Raw genomic sequence first — 16440 nt, 5'->3', positions numbered from 1 at the left:
ATTTTACCGCAGCACGTTTCACGTATCGGTTTTCACTTCACCGGTGCTTCCCCTGACCGTTAACGTATAAGGAAAGACGATCTCTTTCCGTTCCTTTTCATTCTCTTCAATGCATTCCAGTATCATCCGAGCGGCGGTGTTCCCCATCAGTTCATAATTCAGGGACATCGTCGTTACCCCCGGATAACAATATTTCAGCAGCGAGGTGTCGTCCACGCACGCAACCGACACGTCCTGCGGAATCCGATATCCGTGAGACAGCAGCCAGCTGCAGCAGGCAATCGCCAAACGGTCGGTTATGCAGAAAATCGCAGTCGGCGCCGCGTCGCCTCGAAGCATCAATTTTTCGGTTCCTTCGTAGCCGGAACTGTATTCAAAAGTACCGGCTACTATCAGTTCCTGGTCGGAAGGAATCCCCTGCTCCGTCAGCGCCGCTTCGTATCCGTGCCGCCGCAAAACGCTGCTGCTGTAATCCGTAGAATCTGCGCATAAACAACCGATCCGGCGGTGTCCGAGCGAACACAAATACGTAACGATATCCTTCGCCCCTGCGAACGAATCTTTACGCACCGCCGGGCGATTGAAAGCGATTCCGCTCTGATCGAGAATCACGACCGGCACCGGCAGCCGTGAAACGATCCGCCGCTGCGTTTCGCTCGTTCCGACTACGAAATACAGGATTCCGTCTACCCGTTTTTTGCAGAAAACGTCCAGATATTCCAATTCCTTTTCGAGATCCACGTGCGTATCCGCCAGCAGAACGCTGTACTTTCTTTCCGACAAAACGTGTGAAATTCCGTCGAATACGGCAGAAAACGTTTCCAAGTCGATACGGGGAATGATGATTCCTATCGTATGAGTCCTTTTCTGCTGCATTTCTCTTGCCTGCAAACTGGGCGTGTATCCGGTTTCGTTCAGAATTTTCCGAACACGCCGTTCCGTTTCAGGATTGACGTAAGCCGTTTTGTTGATAACCCGCGACACGGTGGAAATGGAAACATCTGCCAATTTTGCGATATCCTTAATATTGAGCATATTATTCCTTTTTTCTTAAGAAAAGCTTTGGTCATGCTAACACAGGCATTTCGCATTGTCAAACATTTATCTTCTATAATATAGATATCCTCCACAGGCAGATTGCCGTCCGGTTTCGAGCTCGGCCGGACGGTTTTACACGCGCGCTATTTTCCTCCTATCACGATTACGCGTCCGTCCGTATACGGAACGGCTGGTGCGGATAACGATTTGCAATAATCCAACAGCATCTGCCCATATAAAATGGAAGTATTGAACGAATCCGTGCTTCTTTTAAAAACTTCGTATCCGTCGCCGCCTTCGGCAAGATAGTTGATCGTACCGATCGTATACTCCGCGTCGGGATCCACGGGGCGACCGTTAACCGTCAGATTTTCCGTTTTACCGGTTTTATAATTGACCGTATAGCGCACCTGTTTTGACACACTGGGAAACGCGCCCGCCCCCTGCGGCACGGTTGCAATAAAATCGAAAACGTCCAGAACGTCGGATCCTTTCAGCGTAATAACGTAAAGGTAATTATTGAACGGTAAAACGGTCAGAATATCGCCTTTCGTAACGGCTCCCGCCGGAATGGACGCCCGAATACCGCCGCCGTTCAGCAGCACGAAATCGGGTTCGTGACCGATCGCGGTAAGCCGGGCATAAAACGCGTCGCAGATAAAATTGCCGAGAGCCGTTTCTCCGTATCGCGTCTGTTTTTTATCGTTGGCAAAAGGCTCGGCAGCCTGCATGACGACTTCACTAAGAGACGATTCTGCCTCTTGTTCATACGGACGAAGCATTGCCGCAACGGCAGGATCGGGAGGAAACACATCTTCCGATAAAACGACCGTGTCCCAGTCAAAACCGATAATTTTGCCGTTGCGCACCGTAACGACGGCTTTACCGACAGTCTTTCCGTAAGATCCTGCGGTAATTATTCTCGTGCTGCCGACGACGAGCGGAGACTCAAACAAGGAATGCGAATGCCCGTCGACAATGATATCGATTCCGGGAACCGCCGCCGCCAGTTCAGGCGAAGTTACGTGATCTGCCGATTCCTTGACATCACCGATATGCCCCAGCAAAATAACGATATCAACCTTTTTTTTATTGCGCAGTTCGTCAACCACCGCTTCGGCAGTTTTGATTTCATCGGTAAAAGTCAAACTTTCATCGGGATTTTCGAGAACGGTCGTACGCAGCGTCGTCAACCCGAAAATTCCCACGCGAATACCTTCAAACTCCCTGATAAGATATTCGGCCGTACCGAGCGATTTACCGTTGCGCCGCTTAACGTTCGCCGAAACGAAAGGAACACCCGCAATCTGCATTTGCTTTTCCAGCTGTTCCAGCGATACGTCGAATTCATGGTTTCCGAACGTAACCGCATCGTACGCCATCATGCTGTACGCCTTATATTCCGGTTCGGCAAAAAACATGTTAGATACGGCTCCGCCGGTATTGACGTCGCCGGCGTCAAGCAGTAATACGTTTTCATTCGCCGCACGAGTTTGCGCAACGAACGTCGACAACGAAGCGGCCCCGCCTTTCCCGTTTTCCGCAACGGCTCCGCCGTGATAATCGTTCGTATGCAGCACGACGAACTGATACTCCGCATCCGGAGTCCGTACCACGGCGGTATTTTTCGGGTTCTCCTTCAACCCGCCGCCGAATACGAAAACGGCAGTCAGCAGCATTGCGATACCGGCATACCATTTTTTCATTTTAATTTCCTCCTTTCAAAAACGGGCGTCGAAACCGATCCGCTGAACGGTTAAACGGCGCACCGCTTGTTTCCGTTCATAAACCGATCTGCACGAACACCGGATCACCCGCAGCTATTCCCGGCGGTTTTACCGCCGGTTCACCGGGAATATTCTGTTTGCATCCCGTAATCAATCCCGAAAACGGCAACAACACAGCAGCAGGCAGAAATATTTTCCGTTTACACTTCATATGAAGTCTCCTCACGAAAGGACAAACGGAACCTGTACGCCATATAATAAAAATTGGAAATTATGCATTCGGCAGTCCCTTTTTAAAATGAGCAGTCGTTTTGCACGAAAAAACGACAGTGTCCGGCAGATAAATCACATTTTTTGATGAAAAAAACATGAAAACACTATGAAAAGCTTTTCATAAAAAAGCATAACACCGTAAATTCAATTTGTCAAATTTTTTTTTGCAGCCCGTAGAGTAATCGAGTTTTTTGCAGCCCGTAGAGTAACGCCAGCGTAACGACTGAACATACCACCGCGTTTTTCACGTTTTTTGCGTTTTTTGAGGTATCAAAAAAAACTTGTCTTTTCACCGGAACTGTGCAATACTGAAATCCGCAATCAGCCGGAAAACGGGGACGCTGATAAAAACAGACCCTGAACCCTTTTATCAGTACGGTTTCCGCCGTCGGCAGGAACCGTGATCCGGAAACAGCATATCTCGACGCAGCGCGCGGAGGTACGCTGTTCTCAAAAGGTATCGCTGTCGGGGTTTACACCCTTTATTACGCCGCAAGCGTCGGGGCATAACACCCTCCGCACGAATCACCTTAAAACGCCCCCGCCGAATCATTTTTTACAGGAGTTTTTATGCAAAACTATTCTGGAGAAGCGGATCTGCAGTACCATCTGCAAATCAGACCCGGTCAAGTCGGTCGGTACGTCATTATGCCCGGAGACCCGAAACGATGTGCCAAAATTGCACGGTATTTGGACGACGCGGTGCAAATCGCCGACAGCCGTGAATACGTTACGTTCACCGGCACGCTGGACGGCCAAAAAGTCAGCGTAACGTCTACGGGAATCGGCGGACCGTCGGCATCCATCGCAATGGAAGAATTGGTTCGCTGCGGCGCCGACACGTTCGTCAGAATCGGCACCTGCGGCGGTATGGACGTCGATGTCAAAGGCGGCGACATCGTCGTCGCAACCGGTGCCATCAGGGCGGAAGGTACGAGCAAAGAATACGCTCCCATCGAATTTCCGGCTGTCGCGAATCTGGACGTTACCAACGCGCTGGTTCACGCCGCGCAAAAACTCGCCCTGCCGTACCACGCCGGCATCGTCCAATGCAAGGACGCCTTTTACGGCCAGCACGAACCGGAAACGAAACCGGTCAGTTACGAGTTGCAGAACAAATGGGAAGCCTGGCTCCGCATGGGATGCAAAGCGTCCGAAATGGAATCGGCAGCACTGTTCATCGTTGCCGATTATCTGAAAGTGCGCTGCGGCTCGGCGTTTCTTGTCGTCGGAAATCAGGAACGGCAAAAGGCGGGAATGGATAATCCCATCGTGCACGACACCGACGCAGCCATCCGCGTAACCGTCGAAGCCATACGGCACCTTATCGCCGACGACGCAAAAAAAGAGGAACCCGCTGAAGCCTATGAAGTATAAAAGAGTTTTTATCATCGTCCTCGACTCGCTCGGAATAGGCGCGATGGCGGACTCTGCGTCGTTCGGAGATTTCGACGTAGACACGCTCGGACACATAGCCCGTTCCGTTCCGACGCTGCACATTCCGAACTTGCGGAAACTCGGCCTGGCCAATCTGCATTCCGTCAGCACCGTTGCACCGGCCGAACGGCCGCTCGGTTATTACGCCCGCCTCAACGAAGCGAGCAACGGCAAAGACACCATGACCGGACACTGGGAAATGATGGGGCTTCATACGACCGAACCGTTCCGGACGTTTACCGACACGGGATTTCCGCAGGAACTGATAGACGAACTGTCCGCACGCACCGGCAGAACCGTTATCGGCAATAAAAGTGCGAGCGGTACGGAAATTCTGGAAGAACTGGCGGAAGAAGAACTCGCGCACGGACACCTGATAGTATACACGTCGGCTGACTCGGTTCTGCAAATATGCGGAAACGAAGAAACGATGGGACTTGAAACGCTGTACCGGTACTGCGAAATCGCCCGGGAACTGACGATGAAAGAAGAATGGAAAGTCGGCAGAGTTATCGCACGCCCGTATACCGGAAGCAAACGCGGCGAATTCAAACGGACTGCGAACCGCCACGACTACGCCTTGAAGCCGTACGGCAAAACCGTTCTCAACGCACTCGCCGAAGCCGGATACAGCGTCGTATCGGTCGGAAAAATCAACGACATTTTTGTCGGAGAAGGAATTACCGAAGCCCATAAATCCGAAAGTTCCGTGCACGGCATGAAACAGACGATCGAAATTGCGGACACGGATTTTACCGGACTGTGTTTTACAAATCTGGTCGATTTCGACGCGCTGTGGGGCCACCGGCGCAATCCGCGCGGATACGCCGAAGAACTCGAACGGTTCGACGCGGAGCTGGGCATACTGACGGAAAAACTCACCGATTCCGATCTGCTGATTCTGACCGCCGATCACGGCAACGACCCGACGTATACGGGAACCGACCACACCCGCGAACAAGTTCCCTTCATCGCATGGTCGCCCGGCTTTTACGCTTCAGCCGGCAGCGGACGCAACGGGCTTCCCGAAAACGGAAAACTGCCCGATTACGACACGTTCGCAGTTATCGGAGCAACCGTCGCGGACAACTTCGGCGTAGCGATGCCCGAAGGAACGATCGGCCGGTCGATTCTTTCCGCACTGCGCTAAAAGCTTCCGCTCCGGCGGCAAACAATACGACGGAGACTGCGGATTCCGCCGGATAAGAAACGGCCGGAAACGCCCGCGCAGCCTTTTCGTTCACGATTTTTTTCCTGAATGAATAAAAAACTTGGCAGATCCCTTTTTCGGGTCTGATAATGAAAAGATAAGGGAAAAACGGAGCATGTTATGAAAAGCTTTTCACAACATGCTCCGAACCTTTATAAAGCACGTACGAAAGTTCTTGCCAGAAGAAAACGTGAAAAAACAACGACCGCAGGCATTGCGGATCGTATTACGCACGGCGCTCGTCTTACTCGTCGCGCGCACGCTCGGCTGTACAAACGCAAATCGCCTTCTATGCCTTCTATGCCTCCCATGTCTCTGATTGACAGAAACAGCGGCCGCCCGTATACTATACAGATGTACATACCGCAAATCGAACATATTCTGCGCACCCTGTCGGAAAAACGAATCATGGTGCTCGCAACGTCCCGGGACGGGCAGGTAACCGCCCGCAATATGAGCGTGCTCGTCGATTACGACGCCGTCTACTGTCAAACCGACTCCCGAATGGAAAAAACGCACGCCGTCGAACGGAACCCACGCGCCGCCTATTGCGTCGACAATTACCAAATTTACGGTACGGCGCGCGTCATCGGCACTTGGGACGACCACCCCGAACTCAGGCAAAAATTCAAAGCCGTCCACGCCGGTTCCTACGAGCGTTATAAAAACCTCACAACCGAAGTCGTCATCGCATTCCAAATCGAGCGCATCCAAATCTGGGAATACGAAAACGATATCCCGTACATCGTCACCGCCGATTTACTCCGGAACACGTACGAAAAAACGGAATATACGATTGCATAAGTTTTTTACGGGCGCCTTCGCGCTCCTTCCGACCTTCGCCTCCTCCGGCTCATACTGAAAAATCCGGAGCACGAGTTCATATAAGCGTACGTTTCCGTCCGACCCGGATTTTTCAGTACTCCGGGTCTCTAGGAGCGGGCGCGAAAACGATTTTGCAAGGAGCATATCATCGGTAAATTCGACGCCATCCTCGAAAGAAGCAAAACCAAACATAAGGAAATCATGCGCAAAATGCGGCATCTTTCAAAGCTCAGCAAACGCGACTTCGACGCAACCGTGCACCGTTACCACGACGAAGTTTTTGCGGAAATCGACTGCACCGAATGCGGTTTGTGCTGCCGGAATCTGGGACCGGTGTTCCGCAATACCGACGTCATGCATATCTGCTCCGCCATCGGTACGAACGAAAAAGAGTTCAGAAACCGCTACTTGATGCAAGATCCCGACGGCGTCGGCTATATGCTCAAAGAGCTGCCCTGCCCGTTTCAGGAAGCCGACAACACGTGCGCCGTCTACGAAGAGCGAACCCTGTCGTGCAGGAATTTTCCGCACACCAAATCGGTGAACGTACAGAAAAAACTGGTCGGCTTGGCGCTCGACTCCCTGTATTGCCCGGCCGCCTTTCTCATCTGCGAAAAAATCATGGAAAACTATAAATGATTTGTGAATGTTGAGGCACGTAAGGAGTCCGTATGAATTATTATCACGTCGACGTATTTTCTTCACAGCCGCTGTCGGGCAACGGCCTGACCGTCGTATTCCTTCCGCAGGAAACGGATCCGCAGACGCTGCTGCACATTGCACAGGAATTCAAACAGTTTGAAACCGTATTCATCTATCCGGAGCGGGACGGTGTGTTCCCCATCAGGATATTCACCGTGCAGGAAGAACTGCCGTTCGCCGGTCACCCGGTGTTGGGAACGGCCGCTCTCCTGCACGAATTGACCGCTCCCGACTCCCCCGAACGGAAAATCACCCTGCAAATCAAATCCACCGGCAGAAGTCTCAGTCTGCAAAGTCTGAAACGCGGCGCGTATATGACCGTTGAAATGAATCAGGGCAAAGCATCCGTTGTCAATCCGGAACCGATTCAAAACGTGCGGGAACTGTGCGAATTTTTGCGCCTTACGCCGCAGGATATCGACGACTCGTATCCGATGCGCGTCGTTTCCACCGGACTCGCATATCTGCTGATTCCGATCAAGCAGAACCTCGCGTACGCCCGTATCCGTAAAGACGGATTTGAAGCGTATCTGGCCGAACGGAAAGCAAAATTCGCCTATTTTTTTCAGACCGATACGCTCGAATGCCGCACGTGGGACAATTCCGGCTCGTACGAAGACGTCGCCACCGGCAGCGCCGCCGGTTCGCTCGTCGCGTACCTCGTGAACGTCGGCGCGTATCCCGCGGAAACGGACATAACGCTCAGTCAAGGCCGCTTCTGCGGCAGACCCAGCACCATAACCGGACGGGTTACCCGGAACGGCGACGTCGTTATCCGCGGCGACGTATCCTTTTTCGCATCGGGAACGCTCCTGAACTGACCAGCAGCGCACCGCGAACGGCAACCGGCCTCACGTCTTGACCCTCCCCTTACGGGAGACTGTACAATCACGACATGAACAATGACGAAATCAGCATTATCGGATTAAAAGAAAACAACCTCAAAAACGTTTCGCTGCGCGTTCCCAAACGCAAAATCACGGTGTTTACCGGCGTGTCGGGCAGCGGCAAATCGAGCATCGTGTTCGACACGATCGCCGCCGAATCCCAGCGTCAGATGAACGAAAGTTATTCCGCGTTTATCCGCAGCCGGCTTCCCAAATATCCCAAACCGCACGCCGAAAAGATCGAAAACCTGACCGCGTCGGTCATCGTAGACCAGTCGCCGCTCGGCGGAAACGCACGCTCCACGGTAGGTACGATCAGCGATATGTACGCAAGTCTGCGGCTGCTTTTTTCGCGCATCGGAACGCCGTACGTAGGCACGTCCTCGTATTTTTCATTCAACAATCCGAACGGTATGTGCCGCACGTGCGCCGGAATCGGCAAAGTAACCAAAATAAATATGGAACCGCTGCTGGATCACGAAAAATCACTCAACGAAGGCGGCATCCGACATTCGCTGTACAAACCCGGCGGCTATTACTGGAGCCAGTTGGAACGCTCCAAACTGTTCGCCCTGGACAAAAAAATCAAAGAATTTTCACCGGAAGAATACAATCTGCTCGTATACGGGAACCGGGCGGGAATAACGGCCGAACAGATCGCCCCAAACGGCGCGGCATCCGCGAAAAACGCAGCCGCGAAAAACGCAGTCGTCCTGCGCGAAAGCAAATTCGTTGAAGGACTGCTGCCGCATTTTACCCGACTCTTTTTAAATCGCGACACCAGCGTTATGAGCAAAGCGTCTCAAACGCATCAGGCGAACGTTCTTACCGAAGAGCCGTGCCCGGACTGCCGGGGCGACCGGCTGAACGCTGCCGCACGCAGCTGCCGCGTCGCCGATCACACCATAGTCGAAATGTGCAATATGGAATTTACCGATTTACGCCGCATACTCGCCGCGATCGGCGACAGCCGGGTTTCCGCCGTAATCGAAACGCTCCTGACCAGCCTCGACAGACTTATCGGAATCGGACTGCCGTATCTGCACATGAACCGCGAATCGGAATCCCTTTCCGGCGGAGAAGCGCAGCGGCTCAAACTGGTACGCTACATGGGATCGAGTTTAACCGATCTGACGTATATATTCGACGAGCCGAGTACCGGACTGCACCCGCGCGACGTGGGGCGTATGAACGCACTCCTGCGGAATCTGCGAGACAAGGGGAACACCGTCCTCGTCGTGGAACACGACAAAGACGTCATTTCCATCGCCGATCATATCGTCGACGTCGGCCCGCACGCCGGACAGGACGGCGGAAAAATCGTCTTTCAGGGATCGTACGCACAACTGCTCGAATCGGACACACTCACCGGGCGCGCCATGAAACAGTCCCTCCCGTATAAAACGCACGAGAGAACACCGCGCGCCTGGCTCTCCGTTGAACACGCGACGCTCCACAATCTGAAAGACGTGAGCGTACGGATTCCCGAAGGCGTCCTGACCGTCGTAACCGGTGTCGCCGGAAGCGGTAAAAGTACGCTCGTTTCGCACTGCTTCGCCGACACGTACGCCGATCGCGTCGTTAAAGTGGATCAAGGTCCCATCACGGCGACGAACCGTTCCATGCCGGCAAGTTTTTTGGGATTCTTCGACGACATACGCAAACTGTTCGCCGCCGCAACCGGTGAAGACGCGGGTCTTTTCAGTTTCAATTCAAAAGGCGCATGCCCCGTCTGTCAGGGCAAAGGAGTCGTCGTAACCGAACTGGCGTTTATGGATCCGATCGTCACCCCGTGCGAAGCGTGCGGCACGTCGCGATACAACGAGCGCGCGCTTTCAGCCGCATACCGCGGAAAATCGATCACCGACGTTCTCGGCATGACCGCCGACGCCGCACGCTCGTTTTTTACTGAAGAACCGACGGCAAAATCCGCCGCAAAAATCACCGCGCAGCTGAAAGCGCTCACCGAAGTCGGCCTATCGTACCTGACGCTCGGACAGCCGCTTTCAACGCTTTCAGGCGGCGAACGGCAGCGCATCAAATTGGCTAAATACGTCGGCAAAAAGGGAAACATCTGCATTCTGGACGAACCGACGACGGGGCTGCACCCTTCCGACACCGGAAAACTGCTTGAACTGTTCGATAGAATGGTGACAAAAGGCAACACGGTCGTCGTTATCGAACACAATCTCGACGTCGTAAAACGCGCCGATTGGGTCATCGACATCGGCCCCGACGGAGGTAAAAACGGCGGACAAGTCGTCTTTACCGGCACACCGCGGCAGATGCACGACACCGCTCAAACTATCACCGCAGAATGCCTCAGAAACGCAGAATAGAAAGAGACAAATAGCACAGCGACTGCCGCCGTACCGCAGCCGTTCCCGTCCACAACAATCCCCGGCACCGAAAAACAGTACCGGTACTTTCCGATAAAACGCTTGACAAACCTCCGAATATGATATTAAAATGATATCATAAAGACATCAAAAAGTCGGCAGCAAGCGGTGCGCACGTTTTACGGCAGACTCTGATGTCACGTCGTTTCATGGAGGAACATACGTTATGCAGGAAAAAATTTTACATACCAAACAAAACGGTATGGCCGCGCTGCTGATTACGGCTATCGTATATCTTGCAGCAATCGTGGGAACAGTATACGGCGCCGTCATAATGGACGAAGGCGATTCGCCGCTTCTCTTCATCGTTAGCATCGCCGTCGTTTCGTTCGGCTGGGTGCCGTTTCTGGGTCTGAAAATCGTCAAACCACAGGAAGCGCTGGTACTGACATTGTTCGGCACGTACGTCGGAACACTGAAAAGCAACGGATTTTACTTCGTCAATCCGTTCTGTACGGCCATCAATCCGGCTGAAAAAACGAAGCTGAATCAAAGCGGCACCGCTGCCGACACTCCGTCAAAAATGTCGGCCCTCAGCGCCCGCAACGCGGCGAACGCAGCGGAAGCCTTCGGTTCCACCGGCAAACACGTGTCTCTCAAAATCATGACGCTGAACAACAACATTCAAAAAATCAACGACTGTCTGGGAAATCCGATTGAAATCGGCATCGCCGTCATGTGGCGCGTAACCGATACAGCGAAAGCAGTTTTCAACGTGGACAATTACAAAGAATATCTGTCGCTCCAGTGCGACAGCGCGCTCAGAAACATCGTCCGCCTGTACCCGTACGACGTAGCCCCGAACGTAGACACCACCGGTGACGGCACTGCGGACGAAGGCAGTCTGCGCGGTTCCAGTGAAATCGTCGCACGGCGCATCAAAGACGAAATCCAGCAGAAAGTAGCCGAAGCGGGACTCGAAATACTTGAAGCGCGCATAACCTACCTTGCCTATGCAACGGAAATTGCCGCAGTCATGCTGCAGCGGCAGCAAGCGTCGGCTATCATCGACGCGCGCAAAATGATCGTGGAAGGCGCGGTCAGCATGGTAGAAATGGCACTGGCGCGGCTCAACGAAAACAACGTCGTAAACTTGGATGAAGAACGCAAAGCCGCGATGGTTTCAAACCTGCTGGTCGTCCTCTGCGGAAACCGCGACGCGCAGCCTATCGTCAATTCGGGAAGCTTGTATTAGCATATGGAAAAAACGGAAAAAAAAGAAGCGCAGAAAAAACAGATTCCCCTGCGCCTTTCCGCAAAATTATACGATGCCGTCGCAGCCTGGGCGGAAGACGATTTCAGATCGGTAAACGGTCAAATCGAATATCTGCTTTCCGAATGCGTGCGGCAGCGTAAAAAAAACGGAAAATACGTTTCAGAATCGCTCGACGAACCGCCTGAACTGACGATAGAATAAAGAACGGATATATTGCAGCCCGTTTTTTCCCGTGTTATAATAAAACGGTAACCGAATCGGGATAAAAACGGGAGGCGATATGGAAAAACGGAAATTTTATATCAAAATTGCTCATTTCTACTATGTATTGAAATTGACACAGGATGAAATCGCAAAAAGGTTTTCCATTTCCCGCCAAAAGGTCAACCAGATAATCAATCAGCTGGAAGACATGCAAATTGTTTCCATAAAGATAAACGGCTACGAAAACCGCGATTTTATTCTTGAGAACACTATTGAAACCGAATTCAACTTGAAACACGTTCTGGTTGCGTCCGTGTCCGACGATTTCACGCCGGAAAACGTCATGAACGAAGTAACGTCGCTTGCTGCGTCCTGTTTGGATGTCTTTTTGCCGCAGAAAAAACGGATCGGCGTTTCGTTCAGCAGAACGCTGTCAAAAACGGTGCAGAAAATGGAATATAAGAAAAATGCGAACGGACACGTCGTGCAGATGTTCGGCGTGCAGAACGCCCTTTCCGACAGCACGAAGGACAGCACCGTCGCCCATTTGCTTGCCGAAAAGTTGGACTGTACCTGTTACACCATGTATTCTCCGGGAATCGTTTCTTCCGCGGAACTGCGCAACATGCTGCTGAAGGAAAAACCGATACGCGACTATTTCGACTACCTTACCACCTGCGACGCCGCCCTTGTCGGAATCGGATCCATCGATTCAGACACGTTTATCCGGCAGAACTTTTTTGCGGAAGCGGAGATCGAACAGCTGCGGTCAACGGGATTCCATTCCGTCGTCTGCCTGAATCCGATACGCGACGACGGTTCCTGGCACGACTGCCCGCTGTCCGATCGGATAATCGGCATAGACATTCCGACGCTCCGTAAAATACCCGACGTAATCGCCGTATCGGCCAACGCCGATAAAGCAAAATCGATCGTAAGCGCACTGCGCACCGGCTGTATCGACACCCTCATCGTCGATTCTCGCACCGCCGCCCGCATCTGCACGCTGATATCTCCCGCCGCTCCGTAAAATCGCACGAAAAACCGAAAAAAAATTTGACAACTTCCGGTAATGGGTTCATACTATCCATAACCTTACATTTGTAATATTAAATTACAAATGTAAGGTTAAAAAAGGAGAAGCTCATGACCTACGTTATCGGAATAGACTGCGGAACGACGAACATAAAAGCAGTTCTTTTTGACGAAACAGGCGCGGAAATCCTCGTTACATCACGGGAAAACCGGCCGATTTATTCCGGTACGTCGTCCGCCGAAATGGATATGAATCTCATTTGGGACAAAACGGCGCACTGTATCAATGATCTCGTCGAATCGGGACCCGCAAAAAAGGAGGAAATCATGGCCGTCGGCATCACCGGACAAGGTGAAGGCCTTTGGCTCATAGACAGGAACGGGGAACCCGTGCAGAACGCCATTCTCTGGTGCGACGGGCGCGCAACCGAAGAAGTTTCGTATTTCAAGCGATCCGATATCGGACAAATAATACACACCATCACGGGAACACCGCCGCTCGAAGGGACGCAGCTGATGCTCCTGAAATGGATGCAGAACAACCGCGCGGAAACGCTCGACCGCGCCGCCGCCTGTTTTTTCTGTAAAGACTGGATCCGGTTCAGGTTATCGGGACAAATTGCGTGCGACTGGACCGATTCGGGAACAAGCCTGCTTCATCTGGATCAGGGAACGATCGCCGTCAATATCCTGCAAGCTATGGGACTTAAAAAATATCTGCCGATTCTTCCCGTTCCGATCAGCAGCGACACGCTGTGCGCATGCGTCTGCGAACAGGCGGCGGCTCAAACGGGACTGTGTATCGGAACGCCCGTTATCACCGGCGGACTGGATGTGTCGGTTTCGGCGCTGGGTATCGGCGCAATAAAAGAACACGATTGCTGCGTTATTCTGGGAACCACGTGCGCGACCGAAGTGATATACCGCAAAAAAGGCTGCGAATTCGGTGAAGCCGGTTCCCGCTATGAAAAACATCCGCTCACAGATTTGTATATCTCGCTGCAGCCGACTATGAACGGGACGCCGAACCTCGACTGGGCAATGAAAGAAATTATCGGCACCGAAGATTTTTCCGTCGCACGGCAGCTGGCCGCTTCCGAGCCGGCCGGATCCCGCGGCGTCATATATCTGCCGTACATAAGCACGTCCGGTGAACGGGCGCCGTTCCATCATCCGTACGCAAGTGCGGGCTTTTTCGGCATAAACGTGCAAACATCCAGAGCGACGCTGATACGGGCCGTTTACGAAGGCATTTCGTTTTCCATCAGGGACTGTCTGGGAAATATCGACGGCCGCGGCACGATATATCTTGCCGGCGGCGGCGCGAAAGACACCGTATGGGCGCAAATGATTTCCGACATCATGGGCATGCCGGTGAAAATTCCCGACACCAAAGAATTGGGAGCAAAAGGCATCGCTCTTATGGCACTGGTGCGCACGGGCGTATTCGGTTCTTACAAAGCCGCCGTTACCGCTTCCTGCAAATTCAAAGCCGAATACACGCCGGATCCGCAAAAAAAAGAACGCTACGACCGCGTGTTCGGTCTTTTCCGGGAAATTCGGATTGCGCACATGCCGCTGTGGAACAGACGCCGCGAGCTTCTGGAATATCTGCGGCAAACGGACTGCCCGTAACCGGGAACACCGCCGCTCGTGAAAACGCACCTTTTCTTGAGCAACCGCATCGATTCTCAAGAAAACGCAATATAAACCACTCGGATTTTACCTGAATTTTTTACAGGAGGAAATATGGAAAAAATCAAAATCTTTTTTACCGCGGAATACGACGCGAATGAATTGGAACCGCTGGCGGAATTCGCCGAGATTCTGTTCGACGGCTGGGCACGCGGGCTGCCCAAATTAACGGAAGCACAGCTTGCCGAAAAAGCGGCGGACGCCGACATGATCGTTACGTCCTACGACGACATCACGCGCGAAGTTATTGAACACGCGCCGCATCTCAAACTGATAGCCTGTACCCGGGCAACCCCGGTTAATATAGACGTACAAGCGGCACGGGAAAAAAACATACCGGTGCTGTTTACTCCCGGGCGGAATTCCGATTCCGCAGCGGAACTGACGGTCGCACTCATGCTGTGCGCCGCACGGCACGTTCCGCAAGCGCATTCCGCGCTGAAAAAAGGACTGTTTACCGCACCGGAAACCGTGCCGAATCAGGCTAAGGCGGGACTCAAACAGGACGTCATTTGGGACATGACCGTCGACGCGCCGTACACCGTGTTCAAAGGCACTCAATTGAAAGGAAAAACGCTCGGCATTCTCGGATACGGCAGTATCGGCCGCCGCGTGGGAAAAATTGCGCGCGCAATGGGTATGCAGCTGCTCGTGTATGATCCGTATCAAAGCGAAATCGAAATTGAAGAAATCGGCATCATGAAAGTCCGTTCGCTGGAACAGCTTATGCGCGAATCCGATTTTATAACCTGTCACATGAAAGTTACCCCCGAAACGAGGGGCATGATAAACCGCGAACGCATCGCGCTGATGAAACCTTCGGCGTATTTTATCAACACTTCCAGAGGATCCGTTCTCGACGAATCGGCGATGATCGACGCGCTGCGCCGTAAAAAAATAGCCGGCGCGGCGTTCGACGTTTACGAACACGAACCGCTCGCCCGTAATCACCCGTATATTACCGAACTGGACAACGTCGTCGTCACACCGCATATCGCCGGCGCCACGCGCGAAGTGCTCACCAATCACACCAGACAAATCGTTTCGGATATTATCCGCTTTATGCGGAAAGAACCGCTGCTGTACCGGTATAAGTAAAACGCAAACGCGGCGAAAGCCGCGGATAACTATGCTTCAGGAGGTTTTTTATGTTATTGGAAAAAGAACGGATGGACGTCATGCATTATTGCAGAAAACTGGTTTCTGCGGGACTTACCAAAGGTACCGGCGGGAATATCAGCATTTACAACAGGGATCAGAATCTCGTCGCCATCAGTCCGAGCGGAATGGATTATTTTGAAGTGGAACTGACGGACATTCCCGTCGTTTCACTCGACGGCGCCGTCGTTGAAGGAAAACGGAAACCGTCGAGCGAACTGAAAATGCATCTCATTTATTACGCGAACCGTGAAGATATTTCCGCCGTCGTTCACACGCATTCGCCGTACTGCACCGTGCTGGCAACGATACGCGAACCGCTGCCGGCTTCAAGTTATTTGGTCGCGTTCGCGGGAAAAAACGTCCGCTGCACCGACTACCGGCAGTTCGGAACGGAAGCGCTGGCCGACGTTGCGTTCGACGGCATGAAAGACCGGAACGCCGTACTTTTGGCGAATCACGGACTGATTGCCGGCGGTGAATCGATAGCCCATGCGTTCACCGTGGCAGAAGAAATCGAATTCTGCGCACAGATATACGTAAAATCGCGGGCTATCGGTACGCCGGTTATTTTGGAAGACAGTGAAATGATTTCACTGATCAAGAAATTCAAACAGTACGGTCAGTGATCGTA

Annotated in this window: 15 protein-coding genes; 12 read left to right on the top strand and 3 right to left on the bottom strand. The window is 52.5% G+C overall.

Going from position 1 to position 16440, the window contains the following annotated elements:
* Window positions 1–18 precede the first annotated feature (18 nt).
* The 3 genes from TREBR_RS00325 to TREBR_RS14190 all read right to left on the bottom strand — a co-directional run bounded on the left by TREBR_RS00325 (window position 19) and on the right by TREBR_RS14190 (window position 2976).
* On the bottom strand, window positions 19–1035 hold the full coding sequence (locus tag TREBR_RS00325; protein ID WP_013757244.1) for a LacI family DNA-binding transcriptional regulator: 1017 nt from the start codon (window positions 1033–1035) through the stop codon (window positions 19–21).
* Window positions 1036–1181: 146 nt separating this feature from the next.
* Window positions 1182–2744, bottom strand: coding sequence for a bifunctional metallophosphatase/5'-nucleotidase (locus TREBR_RS00320; protein ID WP_013757243.1), 1563 nt, complete (start codon window positions 2742–2744; stop codon window positions 1182–1184).
* A gap of 76 nt (window positions 2745–2820) precedes the next feature.
* On the bottom strand, window positions 2821–2976 hold the full coding sequence (locus tag TREBR_RS14190; protein WP_013757242.1) for a hypothetical protein: 156 nt from the start codon (window positions 2974–2976) through the stop codon (window positions 2821–2823).
* Window positions 2977–3608: 632 nt separating this feature from the next.
* Here TREBR_RS14190 and udp point away from each other — a divergent pair.
* From udp to TREBR_RS00260, 12 genes are all read left to right on the top strand, one after another.
* Window positions 3609–4415, top strand: a complete 807-nt coding sequence (gene udp, locus TREBR_RS00315) for a uridine phosphorylase (protein ID WP_013757241.1) — start codon at window positions 3609–3611, stop codon at window positions 4413–4415.
* Window positions 4405–5625, top strand: coding sequence for a phosphopentomutase (locus TREBR_RS00310; protein WP_013757240.1), 1221 nt, complete (start codon window positions 4405–4407; stop codon window positions 5623–5625). Before udp ends, TREBR_RS00310 begins: the two co-directional genes overlap by 11 nt.
* Before the next feature lie 414 nt (window positions 5626–6039).
* On the top strand, window positions 6040–6489 hold the full coding sequence (locus tag TREBR_RS00305) for a pyridoxamine 5'-phosphate oxidase family protein (RefSeq protein WP_169310615.1): 450 nt from the start codon (window positions 6040–6042) through the stop codon (window positions 6487–6489).
* Window positions 6490–6720: 231 nt separating this feature from the next.
* Window positions 6721–7149 carry a YkgJ family cysteine cluster protein gene (locus TREBR_RS00300; protein ID WP_169310614.1) on the top strand — a complete coding sequence of 143 codons (429 nt, stop codon included), beginning with the start codon at window positions 6721–6723 and terminating at the stop codon, window positions 7147–7149.
* Window positions 7150–7181: 32 nt separating this feature from the next.
* A complete protein-coding gene (locus tag TREBR_RS00295; protein WP_013757237.1) occupies window positions 7182–8033 on the top strand; it encodes a PhzF family phenazine biosynthesis protein in 852 nt (283 codons plus the stop codon).
* A gap of 74 nt (window positions 8034–8107) precedes the next feature.
* Window positions 8108–10438: an ATP-binding cassette domain-containing protein gene (locus tag TREBR_RS00290; protein ID WP_013757236.1), complete on the top strand. Its 2331-nt coding sequence runs from the start codon at window positions 8108–8110 to the stop codon at window positions 10436–10438.
* Window positions 10439–10664: 226 nt separating this feature from the next.
* The gene (locus tag TREBR_RS00285) at window positions 10665–11693 is read left to right on the top strand and encodes an SPFH domain-containing protein (protein WP_013757235.1); all 1029 of its coding nucleotides are present in this window, start codon (window positions 10665–10667) and stop codon (window positions 11691–11693) included.
* Window positions 11694–11696: 3 nt separating this feature from the next.
* Window positions 11697–11915 (top strand): type II toxin-antitoxin system antitoxin, encoded by a 219-nt coding sequence (locus tag TREBR_RS00280; protein ID WP_013757234.1) that lies wholly within the window; start codon window positions 11697–11699, stop codon window positions 11913–11915.
* A gap of 79 nt (window positions 11916–11994) precedes the next feature.
* Window positions 11995–12948 carry a sugar-binding transcriptional regulator gene (locus TREBR_RS00275; protein WP_013757233.1) on the top strand — a complete coding sequence of 318 codons (954 nt, stop codon included), beginning with the start codon at window positions 11995–11997 and terminating at the stop codon, window positions 12946–12948.
* A gap of 116 nt (window positions 12949–13064) precedes the next feature.
* Complete coding sequence (locus TREBR_RS00270; RefSeq protein WP_013757232.1) at window positions 13065–14588, top strand: FGGY-family carbohydrate kinase; 1524 nt, start codon at window positions 13065–13067, stop codon at window positions 14586–14588.
* A gap of 114 nt (window positions 14589–14702) precedes the next feature.
* On the top strand, window positions 14703–15746 hold the full coding sequence (locus TREBR_RS00265; protein ID WP_013757231.1) for a 2-hydroxyacid dehydrogenase: 1044 nt from the start codon (window positions 14703–14705) through the stop codon (window positions 15744–15746).
* Window positions 15747–15796: 50 nt separating this feature from the next.
* Window positions 15797–16435 carry an L-fuculose-phosphate aldolase gene (locus TREBR_RS00260; RefSeq protein WP_013757230.1) on the top strand — a complete coding sequence of 213 codons (639 nt, stop codon included), beginning with the start codon at window positions 15797–15799 and terminating at the stop codon, window positions 16433–16435.
* Window positions 16436–16440: the final 5 nt, after the last annotated feature.

Origin of the sequence: Treponema brennaborense DSM 12168 (assembly GCF_000212415.1) — a bacterium.
Classification (GTDB): domain Bacteria; phylum Spirochaetota; class Spirochaetia; order Treponematales; family Treponemataceae; genus Treponema_F; species Treponema_F brennaborense.
This window is presented reverse-complemented; position numbering and strand designations above follow the sequence as displayed.